Below are 21,200 nucleotides of genomic sequence, written 5' to 3'. Positions count from 1 at the left end.
TTTATGAGTAGAATTTAACCGAAGAATTGTACTCAAAAGTGTGACGGAGATACAGAATTTTTTAGAGCGGAAAGCCAAGATTCAACAACTTAATGGAATATAAAATTGACAGACAGAAAAAACACGTGAAATTTGTAAGGGAAAGAAAGAAAACAAGCCCTGCTTTTGAACAGAGCTTGTTGAATTTGGGGCTAAATGATGAACATCATTCAGTGAACGATAACGCTATTTGGCTTCAACTATTTGGCTTCAATATGGTCAACCATCAACTGCAACGATTGGTTGCCACGAAACTCGTTGATATCCAGCTTAAATGCAAGATGAACCGTTTTCACTGACGCATCAGGCCAACGACGTAAATCAACATTGAAAGCAATACCATCAATCATCACATTGGTTGGGTGGCCTTTGTATAGAGGTTCTAGCATCAATTTAAGGTGTTTTTCACCTACCAGTTTTTGATGCAGCACTTTAAATTCACCATCAAAGATCGGTTCTGGGAAAGCTTGGCCCCACGGACCACCTGAACGCAACGTCTCAGCGGTATGCATTGAGAACTCTTCAGGTAACAGTTCACCATCAGACAAGATAATGCCCTTAAGTGCCGTCTCACCGAGTTCTTTACGCACAACGTCATCAAACATCTTGCTGAATCGCTCGAAGTCTTTTTCCATAATGGTTAAGCCAGCCGCCATTGCGTGACCACCAAACTTCAAGATCAAGCCAGGGTTTTGAGTATCGATTCTGTCTAGCGCATCGCGCATGTGCAAACCTGGAATCGAACGACATGAACCCTTGATACTGCCTTCACCACCATCAGCAAATGCGATCACTGGGCGGTGATATTTGTCTTTGATACGCGAAGCGAGAATACCGATTACGCCTTGGTGCCAATCACGTTGAAACAGCGCCAAACCAGAAGGCAAATCGTCTTTACCAAATTCAAGGCGCTCACAAAAAGCCATCGCTTCTTGCTTCATGCCCTCTTCGATCTCTTTGCGTGTTTGGTTCAAACCATCGAGTTCACTCGCCATTCGACGCGCCGCATGGATGTTGTTACTCATTAGCAGCTCAACACCAAAAGACATGTCATCCAATCGGCCAGCCGCATTGATACGTGGACCAAGCGCAAAACCAAAATCGGAGGCAACTAATCGCTTAGCATCTCGCTTAGCAATTTCAATCAAGGCTTGAATACCCGGACGAGCTTTGCCCGCACGAATGCGTTGTAGCCCTTGGTGCACCAAGATTCGGTTATTTTCATCAAGTGGAACCACATCCGCAACAGTACCCAGTGCCACTAGGTCAATCAGTTCCATCAACTTGGGCTCTGTCATACCGTGTTGAGCAAACCAACCCAACTTACGCATGTGAACACACAACGCCATCATCAGATAAAACGCAACCCCAACACCCGCTAGCGCTTTTGAAGGAAATGCACAGCTTTCTAGGTTCGGATTGACCATCGCATCGGCGATTGGCAGTTCATTACCCGGCAAGTGATGATCAGTAACCAGAACGTCTAGCCCTTTCTCTTTAGCGAAACGGACACCGTCAATCGAAGAGACGCCATTGTCGACCGTCATGATCACTTCAGCGCCAAGTTCGATCGCCTGTTCAACAACCTCAGGGCTCAAGCCATAACCATCTTCAAAACGGTTTGGTACTAGATAATCAACGTTAGAGCTGCCCAACATACGCAGAGCAAGCACAGACAACGCCGAACTGGTTGCGCCATCGGCATCAAAGTCACCAACAATGATGATGCGTTTTTGCTGCTGAATGGCTTTGAACAACAATTCAACCGCAGCATCAATGCCGCCCAGTTTTTGATAAGAGTGCAAGCCTTTCGCTGCTGTCTCTAGTTGGTCAGCACTGTCGATTCCGCGACTCACATAAATGCGCTTTAACAAGTCAGGTAAGTGAGCAGGTAAGACTGAAGTGTCGACCTCAGGACGGCGTTGGATCTCTATCATATAAAAATGGGCCTGATATTAATCAGGCCACTCCTTAAATCAAAAACATGGGGGATAAATTGGCAATACAGAAACGATATTATTGCTCTAAACGTTGAAGAAGTTGTGCTGGCGGTAAGTAACCACTCACCAACTCACCGCTTGCTAGTACGATAGCAGGTGTGCCATTGATGCCAAGCTCACGACCCAATTGGTATTGTTTGGCGATGATCTGTTTCTGCTCTGCTAAGTCTTTACCAGACGCTGGCATTTGACGGTTTACTTTAGCATCGTGCATGGCTGTTTTTGGATCATCTGAAGCCCAGATTGCCGCCATTTGATCGGCAACTTGTCCTGTCGCACCTTGGCGTGGGTAAGCCATGTAACGAACAGTAATACCTAGATCGTTATAGCCTTGCATTTGGCTGTGCAGACGAACACAGTAGCCACAGGTAATGTCAGTAAATACCGTCACAACATACTTTTCGTTATCGGCTTTATATTCGATAACCGTATCCGACATCGCCGCGACCTTTTCAGCATTCAGCGGAGCTTGACGCTCAGCCAGAACGTCACTGAATTTGCCGTTATCATCCAGAGAGTAAAGAGTGCCGGCTAGAAAATGATCGCCCTCTGGAGAAGAAAAGATAATGCCACTGTTAGTTTGAATTTCTAATAGGCCATCGATGTCTGAAGGAACGATCTTCTCTACCTTGATACCGATTTTTTCAAAACGCTTAGTTAACGCTGCTGTATCAATAGCTTGAGCTGGAGCAACTTCTACGGCTGTTGATGTTTGTTCTACTTTCGCTTCTGATGCATTACATGCAGTAATCATGAGAGGAAGCACTAATAGAGGAAGACGGCGTAATACGCTCATTAAGTTCACCTTAAAAATAAATGGATTTAAGCACGTGGGTGATGCTGCGCGTGAATTTGCTTCAGCCTTTCGGTCGCCACGTGAGTATAAATTTGGGTTGTCGATAAGTCACTATGCCCAAGCAACATCTGTACGACCCTGAGATCTGCGCCATAGTTCAGTAAATGAGTCGCAAAAGCGTGTCTTAATACGTGTGGTGACAATAGCTCTGTATCTATACCAGCAACAACCGAGTAATGCTTAATACGATACCAGAACGTCTGACGGGTCATTTGCTTGGCGCGTTTACTCGGAAAAACCACATCAGAACTGTTTTCGCCGAGCAGTTGTGGCCGACCTTGCTCAATAAAAGTTTCAATCCAGTCCACGGCATTTTCGCCCATTGGCACCAAGCGCTCTTTACCGCCTTTACCAATAACACGCACCACGCCTTGTCTTAGGCTGATATTTTCCATCGTCAAACTGACTAACTCGGTAACACGAAGACCAGTTGCATATAATAACTCAAGCATCGCTTTATCGCGAAGTTCAATAGGGTCATTAGGATCAGGAGCCTCTAGCAGCGCATTAACTTGCTCTTCACTCAAATCTTTTGGCAAGCGCTGTGGCAGCTTAGGGCTGATCAACAATGCACTCGGGTCATCGCCTCTCACTTTCTCGCGGTGCAAGTATTGGAACAAGCGACGAATCGCCGACAACATGCGAGCACGGGAAGTCTGCTTAAAATCGGCGTCGGCTAACCAACCTTGATAATCCTGTAACCCTGAAAGGCTTATAAAGTCGAGGCGGTAATTGTTCTTTTCCATCCACGTTAGAAGCTTGGACAAGTCGGTACGGTATGAGACAAGCGTATTCTCCGATAACCCCCTCTCCATCCACATAGCATCTAAAAACTGCTCAACGAGACCGTGGTCTGCGCTCTGCCCTTGAGGCGACTGCATAGTGTTACTCACAATATTGGAAACTGTTTTGAGAGTATGTCAGAGCAAATATGAATGCCATAAAAATTACGACTTGAGCGGATAATCGCTGCAATCGAAGTCGATTTATGGTTAGAATTCGCCATCTAAAATTAAAATCGAACGTTTGCTATGAAAATTGGATTATTTTACGGCTCAACCACCTGCTATACCGAAATGGCAGCAGAGAAAATTCGCGGCATTATTGGTGAAGACCTAGTTGATATCCATAACGTGAAAGAAACCCCTCTTTCTTTTATGGCGGACTACGACCTTTTACTGCTTGGTATCTCAACGTGGGATTTCGGTGAAATTCAAGAAGACTGGAATGAGTTGTGGGAAGACATCGCAACAACGCCAATGAAAGGTAAGGTTGTGGCTCTGTTTGGTCTAGGTGACCAAGAGGGCTACGGTGAGTGGTTCTTGGATGCGATGGGTCTATTGCATGATGAATTGAAAACCGCAGGCGCTGAGTTTGTCGGCTTCTGGCCAAACGATGACAGCTACGAATTCGAAGCATCTAAAGCCTTAACAAAAGACAAGTCTCAGTTTGTTGGTTTGGCTCTGGATGAAGATTCACAGTACGAACTCAGCGACGAACGTATCGCAACTTGGGTTGAACAAGTCCTCGTCGAGTACAGCGAAAAGCTATAAGTTCTGCTTCCTTAGAGTTCAGAACTAAGAACTAAGAGCTAAGGGCTAAGAACTAAGAACTAAGAACTAAAAGCTTCAGGCAGAAAGAACATCATCGATTAGATACAAAAAGGCCTCATTACTGCGAAGTAATGAGGCCTTTTCTATCTCATCTCGAAGGACAATCTAATCTCAACGGAAGATTAAACGGTCTCTTCAGCCATCTCTTGTTCTGTTGCTTTACCAACAAAGAACATGCAGATGATTGCTGCAGCAGTTGGAAGTAACCAACCCATACCGATCTCAAATAGTGGCAGCATTTTAAGTGCAGATACATCTACACCCGCTACTTTAGCGCCATCAATAAGAGCGAACAGTAGAGACACTAATACAACCACACGGTAAGCGGCTTTTGGATTAGGGAAACGGCTACGCAAGAACGTCAGAGCAACCAACGCGATAGCGACTGGGTACAGTGCAAACAGTACTGGAACAGACAGAGAAATCAGTTGAGAAAGGCCAACATTCGCTACGGTTGCACAAGCTACACCGTTGATGATTACCCAAGTCTTGTAAGACAAAGGCGTTAGCGAGCTGAAGTAATCAGAACATGCTGACACAAGGCCAATCGCCGTTGTTAGACACGCCAGTAATACGATCACTGAAAGCACTAGCTGACCTGATGGGCCAAACAGTGATTGAACGTAAAGGCTTAAGATAGCACCGCCATTGTCCGCACCCGCAGCGACTGTTGCGCTTGTTGCGCCCAAGAAGAACAAAGAGATGTAAACAAACGCTAGACCAGCCGCGGCAATACAACCTGCGCTGATAAGGTACTTAGTCGTCGCTGCACGATCAGTAATGCCCTTGCTGCGAATCGCATCAACGATCAGCATACCAAACATCAACGAAGCAAACGTATCCATGGTGTTGTAGCCTTCAAGGAAACCTTTGGTCAGTGGCTGAGTAATGTACTCACCGTGAGCCGCAAGAATGTCGCCTTGTGGGTTAACGAACACAGCAACTGCCAGTACAACCAAACCAACAAATAGTGCAGGTGTCAGTACCTTGCCGATTACGTCGATAAGCTTACCTTGCGACCATGAGAAGAACATCGCTACCACAAAAAATGCAATCGAAAAAAGAGTGAGGTGAGCTTGAGAGGCATCGATGAAGAACGGTTTCACCGCCATCTCATAAGCAACAAGGCCGGTACGTGGCGCAGCAAATGCAGGACCGATGATGATAAAGATCAGCACAGCCATGATAGTTGCAGCTCGCTTTGGAAGATCTTTGGTTAGATGACCCCAAGAGCCACCAGCCACTGCAACTGCGACGATAGTGATTAACGGCAGACCAACGGCGGTCAGCAGGAAACCAGACATCGCTGGAAGAAAGTGGTCACCAGCTAATTGGCCAGCAAGAGGTGGGAAGATGATGTTACCCGCACCTAAGAAAAACGCAAAAAGCATAAAGCCCAATGCCATTATATCTGTTAGTTTTAGACTCTGTTTCACAGATAATCCTTAATTATATTTATGAATTTATGTTGTGCTTACGTGAATGTTACAGCTAGAAGCTGCCAATCAATCTATAAAATAGTCGCGCATAATGACGAAACACTTGGCTAGCTGCAAGTCACCACAAAAAAACACCATATAAATTTGCATTTGAGAACCAAAAGCAGTGGATTCCACTGGATATGGAAATATTGCCATAATTATAAACTAACCATAATTAACAACAATGAATTCTCAAATAGAACATTGAGCCATACAATTAATTAACATTAGAGCTAATCACTTAAAATATATCGATATCCAGAACATTCATGAAAGACAAAAAAACCGAAACCAAAAGCTTCAATTTCAAAAAATTCTCTATTTACGGAGGACAAAGTGGCATGCCCGTCAGTACCGATGGCGTGTTACTTGGCGCTTGGGTAAGCCTGCCACAAAGATCATGTGTACTCGATATTGGAACAGGAACAAGTCTGTTGGCCTTGATGGCTGCGCAGCGTTTTGAGGATGCTTCAATCTCTGCGATAGATATTGATCAGCACGCCATTGATGCTGCCACAGTCAATATTGAGCAGTCGCCTTGGCAAGATCGCATCTCCCTTCATCATGGCAGCGTGTTAACCACGGATTTCTCGCAACGATTTGATGCAATAATTTGTAATCCGCCCTACTTCAACTCTGGAGAGCAGGCACAGCAAAGCCAAAGAGCCACCGCGAGGCACACCAACAGCTTGGATCACCTTGAGCTTGCTCAGCGTTGTTTCGAGATAACGACTGATGTCGCCACCGCCAGTTTTATACTGCCGACGACCGAGGGAGAAGGCTTCATCAAGCTTGCCCAACAATGTGGTTGGTACCTAGCAAAGCGCCTTGATGTGAAAACAACAGACAGAAAGCCGGCAATTCGAGTCCTGTTTGAATTGTCTAAAGATCCTGTTTGTGAGCAAGATTTGCAGCGTGAATCGCTTACGATCCATCACGATGGCGGTTATAGCGAGGCATTTATTGCCCTTACTAAAGATTTTTATCTCAAGATGTAGCAAATACCATGTGATCCTAATCACTAATGCTTCTATAATGTCCGACTACTCTTTTTTATCGTCTGCTTTTTGAGGCAGAAACATTTATTGCTTGTGGAGAAACAACAGTGATCAGAACCTTTGCAGAACTCGATCTAAACCAAGAGCTGCTTAAAGCAATTGACGAAATGGGCTACGAACGCCCAACACAGGTACAAGCTGAAGCAATCCCACAAGCGTTAGATGGAAGAGACGTTTTGGCTTCTGCGCCAACAGGTACTGGTAAAACAGCATCATTTGTATTGCCAGCACTGCAATACCTACTGGATTTCCCACGTAAGAAATCTGGCCCTGCACGTATGCTTATCCTAACGCCAACGCGTGAACTAGCAATGCAGATCACCGAACAAGCACGTGAGCTTGCTAAATACACCAGCCTGAACATCTTTACGATCACGGGCGGTGTGATGTACCAAGAGCACGCTGACATCTTAAGTACAACCCAAGATATCGTGGTGGCAACACCCGGTCGTCTGATGGAATACATTGAAGGCGAGCGTTTTGACTGCCGTGCAATTGAATGGTTAGTTCTGGATGAAGCAGACCGTATGCTAGACATGGGCTTTGGTCCTGTTGTTGACCGTCTGTCTGCAGAGTGTCGCTGGCGTAAACAAACTTTACTGTTCTCAGCAACGCTAGAAGGTAAAGGTATTGAAGGTTTCACTGAAGATCTTCTGAAAAACCCAGCAGAGATCGATGCTAAATCATCACTGCGTGAACGTAAGAAGATCACTCAATGGTATCACCGCGCCGATTCAGCTAAGCACAAGCTTAATATCCTAAAACATATCATCACAGAGCAAGCTGAACGCAGCATCATCTTCTTGAAGACGCGTGATCGCCTAGGTGAGCTACGAGCTCAACTAGAAAGTGCACAGATTCCATGTGTGTGGATTCAAGGTGAAATGCCTCAAGATCGTCGTAACAACGCGATTTCTCGTTTCCGCGATGGTTCTATCAACGTACTGCTGGCAACTGACGTCGCAGCTCGTGGTATCGATCTTCCTGATGTGAGCCACGTTATTAACTACGACATGCCGCGTACAGCAGATGTCTACCTTCACCGTATCGGCCGTACGGCTCGTGCAGGTAAGAAAGGTAACGCGGTTTCTATCATTGAAGCGCACGATCAGCTAATGATTGAACGTGTGGCTCGTTACACTGAAGATGCGATCAAAGAACGCTTCATCGAAGGCATGCGCCCTACGCATAAGAAAGCCGCGGTAACGAAGAAGAAGAAACCGAAGAAAGAAGACAAGAAAGCGGTCGCGAAGCAAAAAATTGCTAAGAAAAAGAAAATCGCTAAGAAAAAGAAAGCCGTTAAGAACAAGTAATCTAACCGCCTTTCAATGATTCAATAAAAAGCCCCATGCAGTTCTCTGCATGGGGCTTTTCTTTGTCTGGTTTATTATTGTCTGGCTTGTTATCAGGCTAAATGACTAGGCCTCTAATTTTAATTACCGACTCAAACCGAGAGTAACTAATTAACAAGAGTGACAAATTAACCCAGAGCTACTAGTTTTGCTCTTCACGCTTGAAGACGAGCTCTTTCGCGTTCGACTCTTCTTCAACGAAGTAGTAACCCGCCGTATCAAATTTGGTCAGCGCTTCAACGGAATCAATTTTGTTCTCAATTATGTAGCGAGCCATCATGCCACGCGCTTTTTTCGCGTAAAAACTGATCACCTTGTATTGGCCATTCTTACAGTCTTTAAAAACTGGCGTGATGATTTGACCATCAAGGCTCTTCGGCTTCACCGCTTTAAAATATTCGTTCGATGCAAGGTTGATCAATACATTATCGCCTTGAGCATTCAACGCCTCATTCAGTTTATCAGTGATGATATTGCCCCAGAACTGGTACAAGTTAGTGCCACGCTCATTAGCTAAGCGTGTGCCCATCTCTAGGCGGTAAGGCTGCATCAGATCTAACGGCTTAAGCAAGCCATATAACCCAGAAAGCATACGCAGGTGATTCTGTGCGTAGTCAAAATCATCGTCCGACAGTGTTTCAGCATCTAGGCCAGTGTACACATCGCCCTTAAAGGCTAGGATTGCTTGGCGTGCGTTGTCTTGGGTAAAGGTCTCGCTCCATTGCTCAAAGCGCGCTACGTTCAGCCCAGCAATCTTATCGCTTACTTTCATCAGAGCTGAAACATCAGCAGGTGTCAGCTTGCGGCACTCTTCAATAAGCTCTGCAGAGTGTTCAACAAACTCTGGCTGGCTGAAGCGCTCAGTCGCTAATGGTGATTCGTAATCTAATGTCTTGGCTGGAGAAACGACAACTAACATAACTTTACCCTAATCGGTTATCTAACTGGATGCAGCTAGAGTATAGAAAAAACATCAACTTGTCTTTATGACTCTTCCTATTACTTTGATAGACAGATCTAGCTGTAAGTCGCTGACAAAGAAGAATCGCTTACAAAGAAAAGGTCGCTTGCAAAGAAAAGATCGCAGACAAAGCAAAAATCACTCACCAAGAAAAACTGCAGGCAGATAGAAATTGTAAACAGATAGAAATCGCAGGCAAAGAAAAAGGCTAAGGTCGAAACCTTAGCCTTTCTAATGATTTTAGGATGAGTGATGAATCACTCCAACAAGATTACTTCTTCTTGTTGTTAACCCAAATACCATCTTCCAATTGAGCTTTAAGCTCTGGGAAATCATCCGCATCGAACGTTGGTACTTTACCCGCGTCTAATTGACGGTTGTAGTCTTTCGCTAGCTTAATCACGATACCCGATAGCAAGATAATCGCTACCAAGTTCACAATCGCCATTAGGCCCATCGATACGTCAGCCAATGCCCATACCGTTGGCAGTGTCGCGAGAGAACCGAACATAACCATACCCAGTACAACGATACGGAACAGCACTAGGCCCTTCTTGTTGTTGTGCTCTAGGAAGATAAGGTTCGTTTCAGCGTACGAGTAGTTTGCAATGATTGAAGTGAAAGCGAAGAAGAAAATCGCTACCGCTACAAAGATGCCACCCCATTCGCCTACTTGTGCCGTTAGTGCACGTTGCGTTAGTTCGATACCCGTTACTTCACCGTGCGGTACATACTCACCAGACATCAGGATGATTGCTACTGTTGCAGAACAGATAACAATTGTGTCCATGAACACGCCTAGCATTTGCACATAACCTTGTGATGCTGGGTGTGGTGGGTAAGGCGTAGCAGAAGCTGCTGCGTTTGGCGCAGAACCCATACCCGCTTCGTTCGAGAACAAACCACGTTTGATGCCGTTAATCATCGCTTGTGCGATCGCGTAACCTAGGCCGCCCGCTGCTGCTTCTTGCAGACCGAATGCACTCTTGAAGATAAGAGCCAGAACTTCAGGCACTTTCTCAATGTTCATTAGCATTACGTAGATAGCGATAGCTAAGTAAGCCAGTGCCATGATTGGAACAATGATTTCTGCAGTGCGGGCAATCTTACGGATACCACCGAAGATAACGAATGCAGAGATAATTACGATACCAACACCAACGTAGCCACGCTCAAAGTCGAATGCCGTGTTCATTGCACTTGCAATCGCGTTCGCTTGAACCGCATTGAATACTAGACCAAATGCGATGATTAGGAAGATAGAGAATAGAACCCCCATCCAACGCATACCTAGGCCTTTCTCCATGTAGTATGCAGGGCCGCCACGGTAGTTACCGTCGTTATCACGCGTTTTGTATAGCTGTGCTAGTGTGCTTTCAGCAAATGATGTTGCCATACCTAGCATGGCGATTAGCCACATCCAGAAGATAGCACCAGGGCCACCGGCGGTTAGTGCCACAGCAACACCTGCCATGTTACCTGTACCTACACGAGCAGCAAGACTAGTACAAAGAGCTTGGAAAGAAGAGATACCAGCACTGTCTGCTTTACGGCTGTTTCTAAGAACAGAGAACATGTGGCCGAAATGGCGGAATTGAATGAAGCCTAGTCGTACAGTGAAGTAGATACCCACACCAACGAGTAAGTAAACTAAGATAGATCCCCAAAGGAGATCGTTCATCAAATTGATTAAGTCTGTCACGTGAACCTCGTAATTGAGTTTAAGCACCGATCTTGCTTCCGAGCCTTCCTCTAGATCACCTATGCCAGTGTCAATAGTTGTGTCGGCATTAGATTTATATTTATTTGTTGCGATCTAGATTGTAAATGTCGCTTCATGCATCCATTTTACGTATCAGTGTATTTTTTGACGGGCGGATAATGCAGCGAGACGGCCTAAAAATCAATATGCAAATACACTTATATTAAAATGACATTTCACTAATAACACACCTTTTGTTAACACAATTTTCAACAATACAGCCCAATAAAAGTCACATTATCGGGACATAATATCAACAACAACCAAGGCACCACCAAAACAAGAACGACATCCTATAAAGATGACGTCAGCCTAGGTTTTACAAGGTATAGTGAAGATCTGTATTTTTTTCTAGGGCAATGAGAACCCGCTACCGCACGGCGCAATACGCACTTAAATGCAGTGTAGTAAAAATACCATTCCATTCGCACAATGAATTAACATTCCCTAACCCCTAATTTAATCGTTTACTTAGGTTTGTTTGCTTGTTTTTTGTACATAAAAATCCCCACAATGTGTGAGCATGCATAAGAAAACAGAACAAAACCTTCATAGATTTGAAACAAATGAGAAACAAATCAAGGTTATTGTGAACCTAAATATGATATTTAATGGTTCGTAAGAACGATTCCCACGGAAGGAGATATGGCTTATGGATAGCTTTCAATTCGATGAACTATCAGAACTAGAAATGCCTCGTGCAACTCAAAAAACTCGCTCGAAACCACTCAAGCGTAAATGGCGTGAAATCGAGGCAATCAACGATCGTAGACAGCTTGAGAAAGAGCTCAGAGAGATGAATCTCGGTCTCGATTTTAGCCTTGATGATATAAAGCTTTAATCTGCACGACAAGAAATTAGATAGCAAAAGGCACCTATGTAGGTGCCTTTTTTATTGTATGAAACCACTCTTCGATTTAGAGCACAATTTGAAAGCGAGCGTCTTAATAGAGAGCGCCTAATAATAGCAGCGTTTCAATACGACAACGGGCTAAACGCACTCTTGCTCATTCTGTCGAACACGAGCCGCGAGTTGGCGGTACTGATCGGCAATTGTCTCTCCAAAGACAGGGTCGTCTTCCGGTTGAAGCCATTGAGACTCTACTTCTTGCCAATCTTTGACCGTGAATGCCTTCACAATCATCGGTAACACATGCTTCTCTTCATACTCCATGTGCTTTCGTTGAGCTTTAACAAAGGCTTCAAGTTGCTCAATAAAGACTTGCTGAGGAACAACCGCATCTTGGAGGATCATATCGACCACACCTAAAAAGTCCGCTGTTTTCTCAGAAAGCAATTGATGTTCCAGCTCCAAGTCTTCAATCATTTGATCGCTGCCATATTGCTTGAGGTAGTAACGATAAATAACGTCTTCTTTCGGGTGATGCACCTTATCTGAATGGTTCATGAGATAATGAACCACCTCTGCGATCAAGCTATAGTTTATTTCTCGCTCTTGTTTTAAATGCTCTAACTTATTGTTGAGTATCGCGAGCAAGCGAGCCATATAGCCATGCTCTCGTCTTATCCTTTCAATCATCATAGTATTGCACTCCATTACACCTACTATTTATAAGTGTATACGAAGATGCTCATTTATGATTTGACCCTGCTCAGAAAACCACCAACCTACAACTCTGTTGATAATCGCCAATCTATAGGTTGTTGATCCATAGAAGAAAGCAGCTTATTAGTTGTTGAGAAATGCTGACAACCAAAGAAGCCACGATGGGCGGATAATGGCGATGGATGAGGTGCAGTCAACACATGGTGCTTGTCTGCATCAATGGCTTGGCCTTTCTTCTGGGCATGCGCGCCCCACAGTAAGAAGATGATCGGCTCAGAACGCTGATTCAGCTCAGCAATGATGGTATCGGTAAAGGTTTCCCAACCACACTTGGCATGTGAGTGTGCTTTTGCCTCTTCTACGGTTAGTACCGTATTCAACATTAATACCCCTTGAGATGCCCAGGTGTCGAGGTAGCCATGACTCGGGATCTCAAAGCCGTCTATATCTTGTGCGAGTTCTTTGTACATATTACGTAGAGACGGTGGAATTTTAACGCCAGGCAGCACAGAGAATGCTAAGCCGTGAGCTTGGTTGGCACCGTGATAAGGGTCTTGCCCAAGGATAACCACGCGTACAGACTCAAAAGGCGTCATATCGAAAGCACTGAACACTTGCTCTTGAGGAGGGTAGATGGTTTTCCCACTATTACGTTGCTGTTCGACAAAAGCGAGAACATTCTGAAAGTACTCTTTGTCACGTTCATCATTAATAATGGATTCCCAACTCTTTGGTGCGCTCATCGTTTTACTTCCCAATCATCAAGGTTTCTAGGGTCTTTCACCAGACAAAAAAATAGCTGTATCGGCTAACTGTCCTGAATAAGGCTCTAGTTATACCTCATACAGCTATCAATAAACATGATGTGTAGGGTTCACTTGTTGATGAATCATAATAATCAGTTCAAGTTGTGTTTATCTCGATTAACCACTTTTTTGCTGTGTACGATGGTGGCCATGACTATGCACGTGACGGTTTGGTGTTGGTAAACGGCTGGCGACAGCAACAGTTGAAATTGAAATTGAAGTTGAAGTTTGGGTGATAGAATACATAAAGGCACCTCCTGTAAGACATCGTGAACTACATATTCACTTTAGTACTATGAAAGAAAGGTGCCAATTTTTAGAAATAGACGGAAATAAATTTCCCCCTCTATTATTACGCTTCTTCGCTCACTGCCGTTACTGAGCGATGGAACATTCTAAGTTGTTGAATTTCCTCTTTCCAGATCGTCGAATCAATGGTTTCCAAGATAAGAGGAATACCATTAAAGCGAGAATCCGAGGCAATATACTCAAAACAATCCCAGCCAATCTCACCTTTTCCTAAAGAATGGTGTCGATCAACTCGGCTTGCGAACTCAGCTTTTGAATCATTGATGTGCATTGCTCTTAGATAGTGCATACCCACAATGCGCTCGAACTCAGCAAAAGTATGCTCACACGCTTCTTTTGTTCGTAAGTCATAACCGGCCGTAAACGTATGGCAAGTATCTAAACACACACCGACACGCGACTTATCTTCTACTTGGTCGATGATCTCTGCTAGGTGCTCAAATCTCCAACCCAGATTAGTCCCCTGCCCTGAGGTATTCTCAATCACTGCAATTACATCAGGCACCGCTTGGTGAGCCAAGTTAATCGACTCAGCGATCTTAGCCAAACATTCGCTTTCTGAGATTTTCTTTAAATGACTCCCAGGATGAAAATTCAAAAGCGTGAGTCCAAGTTGATTACAACGCTCCATTTCATCAATAAAAGCCGCACGTGATTTCTCTAGCTTCTCTTCTTCTGGTGCTCCTAGGTTAATAAGGTAGGAGTCATGAGGAAGAATATTCTCAGCACTAAAACCCAACATCTTACAGTTGGCTTTAAACGCACTAATGGTTTTCGCTTCCAGCGGCTTTGCTGCCCACTGTCTTTGGTTTTTGGTAAACAGCGCAAAAGCATTGGCACCGATCTCTCTTGCGCGCATTGGCGCCTGATCAACACCTCCAGCAGCCGACACATGAGCGCCAATAAACTTAATATTGGTTTGAGGTTTTGAGGATGAATTATTGTTTGTCATTAAATCACTTTACACTTTCAGGATGCTTAATAAATAAAGGGTCGTATCGTTTGTAGTTCAATAAAAACACAACAAATGTAGTAAACTTACAACAAATAGGACTGTTAAATATTTTTTATACTTTAAAATATTTTGTAATTACTTTGTTTTCAAAGGTTTTATTGATTTACCTCAATATAATCACCTTTGTAAAAATATGGTTTTTGGTTGTTTTTTGACTTAAATCAATGTTAACCTTACAGATATTAGGTATATATTACCCAGCTCAACAAAAATCGAAAGTTAACACCATAATCAAACCACATTCAGTGGACTAGGAGATAGTTATGATCCAAGGTATTCAAATTACTAAAGCAGCAAACGATGACCTACTAAACTCAATCTGGCTACTAGACAACGAAAAGAATGAAGCTCGTTGTGTTGTTGCTACTGCAGGTTTCGAAGCTGACCAAGTTATCTCAGCTGCAGACCTAGGCGACTACGAAAGCCGTGAAGTTGCAATCGAAGCAGCACCACGCATCGAAGGCGGTCAACACCTAAACGTTAACGTTCTTAAGCGTGAAACGTTAGAAGATGCAGTTGCTAACCCAGAGAACTACCCACAGCTAACTATCCGTGTATCGGGTTACGCTGTACGTTTCAACTCTCTAACGACTGAACAACAACGTGACGTTATCGCACGTACGTTCACTGAGTCTCTATAATTTTTAGAGCTTGAACTAGAATACAAAAACGGCGCTCATTGAGCGCCGTTTTTATTTGTTCAACAATACAGATGTACGTTACGGTTGAACTCGACGAAGCACTACTTTTAGCGCTTCAAAATCATTATCAAGATCTTCAGATAACAACTCCATCGCCGCGTGTTTTGCTAGCGGGCCTGGCAGTTCAATATCCGTACCTAAAATATCATCAACCACTTCTTTGAATTTCGCTGGGTGTGCAGTACACAAGAACAGACCAGTTTCGTTCTCTTGCAGTTGCTCTTCCAGTAGACGGTAAGCAATCGCACCATGTGGTTCACATAGGTAACCCTGTGCTTTTAGGTCACGTACTGACTCAGCACTCTGCTCATCAGATACCTTACCTTTGCCTAGTGTATCTAAGCCCCAACCTTTCAGTTGGCAAAGCTCTTCGATACGAGGCCAGTTGTTTGGTTGGCTCACGTCCATCGCGTTTGATGTTGTTGCTACCGTTGGCTTTGGATCCCATTGGCCTGTTTCTAGGTAACGAGGAACCGTGTCATTTTCGTTGGTTGCAGCAATGAAACGCTTCACAGGTAAGCCTAGTGCTTTAGCAAGTAGACCTGCTGTAAGGTTACCAAAGTTACCACTTGGTACTGAGATAACAAGGTTTTCACGTTGCTCTTTAGTCAGCTGAGAAGCCGCTTCAAAGTAGTAACAGATCTGAGCCATCAAACGGCTGATGTTGATAGAGTTTGCCGAGTTAAGACCGATCTCTTTACGCAGCTCAGCATCGTCAAATGCATCTTTCACTAGCGCCTGACACGCATCAAAGTCGCCATCGATCGCCACAGTATGGATGTTCTTACCTAGCGTACAAAACAGCTTCTCTTGCAGTGGGCTGATCTTGCCTTTCGGGTAAAGGATCACAACATTAATGTCTTCCATACCGTAGAAAGCGTGCGCAACCGCCGCACCAGTATCACCTGATGTTGCCGTTAAAATAGTGATTTGACCACCATCTGAAACAGCCGCTAAAGATTGAGCCATAAAGCGGCCACCAAAATCTTTAAACGCGAGTGTTGGGCCGTGGAAAAGCTCAAGTGCGTAAACTCCATCTTTTACTTGCTTGATCGGTGCAGGGAACTGGAACGCCGCATCCACCAATTGAGCAACCTGTTCTTTTGGTAACTCATCGCCGATTAAAGCCGAGAGAATCTTTGAACTACGAGGGACAAAGTCCTCTGCTAGTAGCGCATCGATGTCATCAAACTTTGGCAGTTCAGATGGGAAAAATAGACCTTGATTGCGGCCTAGACCTTGACGAACGGCTTGGCCAAAAGAGACTTGCTCGTCATTTTCTTTGATGTTGTACAGCTTCATAACTCACTTCCTGTAACGATCGAACCTTGCTTATCTAAGCGACAAACGTGGACGAATCCTTCTTCGTTTTGTACGTAATTTTGTTCTAACCAGCGTGCAACACGCTCGGCGACATCTTGTTCTTTGCAAATGCTAAATAGAGTTGGGCCACTACCGGAGATCCCAGTAGCAAGGGCTCCAGCTGAGGTTGCGTATTTACGCGCATCAGCAAACCCTGGAAGCAGTTTCTCACGATATGGTTCAGCAATCACGTCTTTGATCATCTTAGCCGCTAGCTCCGGCTGACCAGAGTGGCAAGCATGGATGAAACCCGCTAAATGGCGACCATGAGCAATGACATCCTGGCGACGATATTGAGAAGGTAGAATCTCGCGAGCTTCTGCCGTTGAAACCTTAATGCCCGGATACGCCATTACCCAGTACCAGTCATCAAAACACGGTACTTCTTGACTAATAATACCTAGCTCTTCCAGCATTAATTGCACACCACCAAGGTAACAGGGTGCAACGTTATCGTAGTGGATACCGCCTGAAATTTTACCTTCCATTTCGCCCATCAGAGCAAGCAGTTCAGTTTCATTCAGGGGCTGACCATGAAAACGGTTTAAAGCATCCAGTGCCGCGACAATTGAACAGGCACTTGAACCTAAACCAGAACCAATAGGCATGTTCTTTTCTAGTGTCATTTCCAAAGGCTTAACCGCAACGCCTTTTTTATCAAGCTCTCTAGAGAACACAACCCAGCAGTCGTAGACAATGTTTTCTTTGGTTTCAGTTGGCAGCTTAGAAACAAAACTGCCTGCTGTTTTTAGTGAGAATGATTCATCACCTGCTTTAACCATTACTCGGTCACCGAGCAGCGTGCCATCCACTGGAGACACAGCGGCCCCCAGCACATCAAACCCTACACTGACATTGCCGATTGATGCAGGCGCATAAACAACAACATCCATATCACTTGAACTCATTCCTAAACTCCTAATTTCCAACCAAGAGTGCGCATCACATCAGAGAATACGCCTGCTGCTGTAACTTCAGTACCCGCACCGTAACCACGCAATACTAGAGGGATCGGTTGGTAGTAACGGCTGTAGAATGCTAATGCGTTCTCGCCATCTTTAATCTTGAACATTGGGTCGTCGCCATCAACAGCTGCGATACGAACTTTACACTTACCATCGGCGATTTCACCAACATAACGAAGTACTTTGCCTTCTTTTGCTGCGATCGCTGACTGTTCTTGGAAGTAAGCATCCGCTTCTGGCAAGCGAGCCATAAACTCTTCAACCGTGCCTGAATCATCAAAACCCGGTGGCAATGCTTGGTCAACTTCAACATCTTCAAGCTCAAGTGCCATACCCGCTTCACGAGCAAGAATAAGCAGCTTACGCGCCACGTCCATACCAGACAGATCATCACGAGGATCCGGCTCAGTGAAGCCGTTATCTTTAGCAATATTAGTTGCTTGACTGAGTGTCATACCTTCATCAAGCTTACCGAAGATGTAAGACAGTGAACCAGAAAGAATGCCGTTGAATTTCTCAAGTTCATCACCCGCAGAGATTAGGTTCTGTAGGTTTTCGATGACCGGTAGACCTGCGCCTACTGTTGTCTCGTACATCAACTTACGACGTGAGTTACGTGCAACTTCACGAAGTTGATGGTAGTAAGCCATGCTCGCTGTATTTGCTTTCTTATTTGGTGTTACCACGTGAAAACCAGCCGCTAGGAAATCAGCGTATTGCGCCGCAATGCCTTCGCTAGACGTACAATCAACCAAGACTGGATTGATAATGTGGTTACGTTGAACAAGTGCATTTAAGCGCGCTAAGCTAAACTCTTCTGTCGCGCTCGACATGCGATCACGCCACTGCTCTAGCGGTAGACCATCGCTATCTAGCAACAAGCCTTTGCTGTTTGCTAAACCACATACGCGAATCACGATGCCTTTTTCAGCCAGTTTGCCTTGTTGACGTTGGATCTGGTCAACAAGCTCACCACCAACACCACCAACACCAACAACGAATACGTCAAGGAAGTGCTTAGAGTTAAATAGGTTCTCGTGACACGCCTTGATCGCTTCAGAGATTTTGTCTTCAGGAATAACCGCAGAGATCGCACGCTCAGAAGAACCTTGCGCAATAGCAACGATGTTGACGTTCACTTCAGCTAAAGAAGAGAAGAATTGAGACGCCACGCCACGTGAAGTGCGCATACCGTCACCCACTAGCGTAACAATCGCGACATCGTCCATGAACTCAACAGGCTCTAATAGGCCATCTTTCAGCTCAAGTTCAAACGCATCTGATAGCACTTGCTTCGCTTTCACTTTATCAGCAGATTCAATACAGAAGCTGATGCTGTACTCTGAAGAAGATTGAGTAATAAGGACGATAGAAACGCCGGCAGAAGACATCGCGCCGAATACACGACTCGCCATACCAACCATGCCCTTCATACCTGGGCCTGATACGTTAACCATCGTTAGGTCACTTAGCGTAGTGATGCCTTTGATTGCTAGGTTATCTTCGCCAGTGTCTTGGCCGATCAAAGTACCTGCACCCTGTGGGTTGAAGCTGTTTTTGATTAGGCAAGGAATATGGAATTGCGCGATCGGAGCGATAGTTTTCGGATGTAAAACCGAAGCGCCGAAGTAAGAAAGCTCCATCGCTTCTTGATAGCTTAGCGATTTAAGAAGACGAGCATCATCCACTAAACGCGGGTCACAGTTGTAAACACCATCGACATCTGTCCAGATCTCACAACAATCAGCGCGTAGACATGCCGCGAGTACCGCTGCTGAATAATCAGAGCCATTGCGACCAAGCGTTACTAGCTCACCTTTTTCATTACCAGCCGTAAAGCCCGGCATGATGTTCACGTGACCTTGTGGAAGCGGTGATTGACGGAAGTTCTGAGTTGAAACATCCACATCGACCATAGCTTCAAGGTGGTCACCTTTAGCGTATAGGTATTGAACTGGGTCAATCAGGCTTGCTGGTTGGCCTTTCGCTTCAAGTACCGCTTTCATCAACTGGATTGAAATTCGCTCACCTTTACTGATGATGCGAGCATTTACGTGATTTGGGCACATACCCAGTAGGTTAATACCATTCACGAACTGCTTAAGTTGAGCAAGAGAGGTATCGACCTGCTCTTGAAATGCAGAGCCATCGACTGACGGCAATACAGCTTGAATCTCTGCAAACAATGCTGCGAATGATGATTCGATCTCGGTGATCTGTACGTCTGCTTCACCATTTTTTAGTGCTGCTTCAATAACAGCAACCAGCTTATTGGTTGTTTTTCCTGGAGCCGATAGTACAACGGCTAGCTCTTCTTGCTGGGCATTATTAGCGATGATATCTGCTGCTCGTAAAAAACGATCTGCATCAGCTAATGATGAACCTCCAAACTTTAAAACGCGCATCCCTTTCTCCATAAGTCATAAAAATGGTACAAAAAAAGGCCTGTATCTTGTTGGATACAGGCCTTTTTTTTAAAATCCGTTACTTAGCAGCCTGCCCCAACAATGTGAATGTCGGTAATAATAATGGTGGTGGTCATTACTAGGTGGCTTACGTGCTGCATATCAAATTCTCTGCTTGTGCTTTACTCTACGTGTATCAATTTTTAGCACTACACGTCAATGAAAAGTTGATTTTTTTTTACATTCACACCATTTTTCAGAGCAAACCGCCATTTCAGGGATAAAACAGCGGCTATAAGCCTACAATTCAAAGGTTGGGTTTGATATCAGAACAACAAAGTTAACCCATTGCATATATAGCCATAACAAAATGCTATATCGATTGTGCAGCGAACGTACAGATCTTGTGCTTTAATTGAACGATAACGTTCGAAGAACAATAATAATGACATCAGGAGTGGGAAGTGAAGAGATTACTTATTCTTTTAGCCTTTGCTATGCCTGTTGTTTGTTCAGCGAACAGCCTACCTCTGTTAAACAATTTGCCTTTGCTACCCAGTCAAATCGATCGTTCTGCCCATAAGTTTTTTATCTCCACACAAAATGCATCAAGTGAAAGCTTTGACACTTGGAAAGTCGATAGTGGCTATTCTTACAGTCTGTTTGCCGATGTAGATCTTTATGTCGGTACACGTATTAATAGTGATTCACTAAAATATGAGAGTGGATTCTTGAGTGGTGTCAGCTATCAATTCTCAGAGAGAGTCTCTTTCAACAGTTCTCTGCACACTTATAAAGATGAAACCGAGGACAGTGAAAAGTCAGTCGCCGCTGAGGTTTCAAGCCGAGTACAACTGACCGACAATCTAGATTTGCATGCCACCCTTGATTATGAAGAGTGGCAGCAAGGTGTTGAAGTGGGATTAGGATTTCGTTTCTAATCTATCT

Annotated in this window: 19 protein-coding genes and 1 other annotated feature; of the genes, 6 read left to right on the top strand and 13 right to left on the bottom strand. The window is 44.5% G+C overall.

Going from position 1 to position 21,200, the window contains the following annotated elements; all coding sequences use genetic code 11:
- Positions 1 to 239 precede the first annotated feature (239 nt).
- The 3 genes from recJ to xerD all read right to left on the bottom strand — a co-directional run bounded on the left by recJ (position 240) and on the right by xerD (position 3,776).
- The gene (gene recJ, locus AACT19_RS06080; RefSeq protein ID WP_017087527.1) at positions 240 to 1,976 is read right to left on the bottom strand and encodes a single-stranded-DNA-specific exonuclease RecJ; all 1,737 of its coding nucleotides are present in this window, start codon (positions 1,974 to 1,976) and stop codon (positions 240 to 242) included.
- Between the two features lie 79 nt (positions 1,977 to 2,055).
- Positions 2,056 to 2,835 carry a thioredoxin fold domain-containing protein gene (locus tag AACT19_RS06075; RefSeq protein WP_017077716.1) on the bottom strand — a complete coding sequence of 260 codons (780 nt, stop codon included), beginning with the start codon at positions 2,833 to 2,835 and terminating at the stop codon, positions 2,056 to 2,058.
- 26 nt (positions 2,836 to 2,861) lie between these two features.
- Positions 2,862 to 3,776 (bottom strand): site-specific tyrosine recombinase XerD, encoded by a 915-nt coding sequence (gene xerD / locus AACT19_RS06070; protein ID WP_004735009.1) that lies wholly within the window; start codon positions 3,774 to 3,776, stop codon positions 2,862 to 2,864.
- 150 nt (positions 3,777 to 3,926) lie between these two features.
- Between xerD and fldB the strand changes: the two genes are divergently transcribed.
- Complete coding sequence (fldB, locus tag AACT19_RS06065; RefSeq protein ID WP_076645715.1) at positions 3,927 to 4,448, top strand: flavodoxin FldB; 522 nt, start codon at positions 3,927 to 3,929, stop codon at positions 4,446 to 4,448.
- A gap of 182 nt (positions 4,449 to 4,630) precedes the next feature.
- Here the strand turns inward: fldB and brnQ are convergent, their stop codons facing one another.
- Positions 4,631 to 5,944 (bottom strand): branched-chain amino acid transport system II carrier protein, encoded by a 1,314-nt coding sequence (gene brnQ, locus AACT19_RS06060; RefSeq protein WP_017077715.1) that lies wholly within the window; start codon positions 5,942 to 5,944, stop codon positions 4,631 to 4,633.
- 314 nt (positions 5,945 to 6,258) lie between these two features.
- Here brnQ and AACT19_RS06055 point away from each other — a divergent pair, with 314 nt between their 5' ends.
- Both AACT19_RS06055 and srmB read left to right on the top strand, forming a co-directional pair.
- Positions 6,259 to 6,987, top strand: a complete 729-nt coding sequence (locus tag AACT19_RS06055) for a tRNA1(Val) (adenine(37)-N6)-methyltransferase (protein WP_017084791.1) — start codon at positions 6,259 to 6,261, stop codon at positions 6,985 to 6,987.
- A gap of 107 nt (positions 6,988 to 7,094) precedes the next feature.
- Positions 7,095 to 8,360, top strand: a complete 1,266-nt coding sequence (gene srmB, locus AACT19_RS06050) for an ATP-dependent RNA helicase SrmB (RefSeq protein ID WP_065605376.1) — start codon at positions 7,095 to 7,097, stop codon at positions 8,358 to 8,360.
- A gap of 181 nt (positions 8,361 to 8,541) precedes the next feature.
- Here the strand turns inward: srmB and yaaA are convergent, their stop codons facing one another.
- Together yaaA and AACT19_RS06040 are read right to left on the bottom strand one after the other, a co-directional pair.
- Entirely contained in the window at positions 8,542 to 9,318 is a 777-nt protein-coding gene (gene yaaA / locus AACT19_RS06045; protein WP_017084789.1) for a peroxide stress protein YaaA, read from the bottom strand.
- A 313-nt stretch (positions 9,319 to 9,631) separates the two neighbouring features.
- Positions 9,632 to 11,062 carry an alanine/glycine:cation symporter family protein gene (locus AACT19_RS06040; RefSeq protein ID WP_017084788.1) on the bottom strand — a complete coding sequence of 477 codons (1,431 nt, stop codon included), beginning with the start codon at positions 11,060 to 11,062 and terminating at the stop codon, positions 9,632 to 9,634.
- A gap of 712 nt (positions 11,063 to 11,774) precedes the next feature.
- Between AACT19_RS06040 and AACT19_RS06035 the strand changes: the two genes are divergently transcribed.
- A complete protein-coding gene (locus tag AACT19_RS06035; protein ID WP_004735002.1) occupies positions 11,775 to 11,963 on the top strand; it encodes a DUF3545 family protein in 189 nt (62 codons plus the stop codon).
- A gap of 150 nt (positions 11,964 to 12,113) precedes the next feature.
- Here AACT19_RS06035 and AACT19_RS06030 read toward each other — a convergent pair whose 3' ends face one another.
- The 4 genes from AACT19_RS06030 to nfo all read right to left on the bottom strand — a co-directional run bounded on the left by AACT19_RS06030 (position 12,114) and on the right by nfo (position 14,756).
- Positions 12,114 to 12,665 carry a hemerythrin domain-containing protein gene (locus AACT19_RS06030; protein WP_004735001.1) on the bottom strand — a complete coding sequence of 184 codons (552 nt, stop codon included), beginning with the start codon at positions 12,663 to 12,665 and terminating at the stop codon, positions 12,114 to 12,116.
- Positions 12,666 to 12,751: 86 nt separating this feature from the next.
- Positions 12,752 to 13,432, bottom strand: coding sequence for a uracil-DNA glycosylase (gene ung, locus AACT19_RS06025; protein WP_076645713.1), 681 nt, complete (start codon positions 13,430 to 13,432; stop codon positions 12,752 to 12,754).
- Positions 13,433 to 13,612: 180 nt separating this feature from the next.
- On the bottom strand, positions 13,613 to 13,741 hold the full coding sequence (locus AACT19_RS06020) for a hypothetical protein (protein ID WP_258183705.1): 129 nt from the start codon (positions 13,739 to 13,741) through the stop codon (positions 13,613 to 13,615).
- Between the two features lie 106 nt (positions 13,742 to 13,847).
- Positions 13,848 to 14,756, bottom strand: a complete 909-nt coding sequence (gene nfo / locus AACT19_RS06015; protein ID WP_065605367.1) for a deoxyribonuclease IV — start codon at positions 14,754 to 14,756, stop codon at positions 13,848 to 13,850.
- Between the two features lie 326 nt (positions 14,757 to 15,082).
- Here nfo and grcA point away from each other — a divergent pair, with 326 nt between their 5' ends.
- Entirely contained in the window at positions 15,083 to 15,460 is a 378-nt protein-coding gene (grcA, locus tag AACT19_RS06010; protein WP_004734998.1) for an autonomous glycyl radical cofactor GrcA, read from the top strand.
- 78 nt (positions 15,461 to 15,538) lie between these two features.
- On the opposite strand, the gene thrC is transcribed toward grcA, so the two are convergent.
- The 3 genes from thrC to thrA are packed head-to-tail and all read right to left on the bottom strand — an operon-like array spanning position 15,539 to position 20,252.
- The gene (gene thrC / locus AACT19_RS06005; protein ID WP_004734997.1) at positions 15,539 to 16,822 is read right to left on the bottom strand and encodes a threonine synthase; all 1,284 of its coding nucleotides are present in this window, start codon (positions 16,820 to 16,822) and stop codon (positions 15,539 to 15,541) included.
- Positions 16,819 to 17,775 (bottom strand): homoserine kinase, encoded by a 957-nt coding sequence (gene thrB, locus AACT19_RS06000; RefSeq protein ID WP_004734996.1) that lies wholly within the window; start codon positions 17,773 to 17,775, stop codon positions 16,819 to 16,821. Before thrB ends, thrC begins: the two co-directional genes overlap by 4 nt.
- Before the next feature lie 17 nt (positions 17,776 to 17,792).
- The gene (gene thrA, locus AACT19_RS05995; protein WP_017077707.1) at positions 17,793 to 20,252 is read right to left on the bottom strand and encodes a bifunctional aspartate kinase/homoserine dehydrogenase I; all 2,460 of its coding nucleotides are present in this window, start codon (positions 20,250 to 20,252) and stop codon (positions 17,793 to 17,795) included.
- Between the two features lie 29 nt (positions 20,253 to 20,281).
- Positions 20,282 to 20,400: a sequence feature (Thr leader region), on the bottom strand.
- A 316-nt stretch (positions 20,401 to 20,716) separates the two neighbouring features.
- Here thrA and AACT19_RS05990 point away from each other — a divergent pair.
- Positions 20,717 to 21,193: a DUF7840 domain-containing protein gene (locus tag AACT19_RS05990; protein WP_017077706.1), complete on the top strand. Its 477-nt coding sequence runs from the start codon at positions 20,717 to 20,719 to the stop codon at positions 21,191 to 21,193.
- The last annotated feature ends 7 nt before the right edge of the window (positions 21,194 to 21,200 follow it).

Origin of the sequence: Vibrio sp. 10N.222.47.A9, from assembly GCF_963872585.1 — a bacterium.
GTDB lineage: Bacteria > Pseudomonadota > Gammaproteobacteria > Enterobacterales > Vibrionaceae > Vibrio > Vibrio splendidus.
This window is presented reverse-complemented; position numbering and strand designations above follow the sequence as displayed.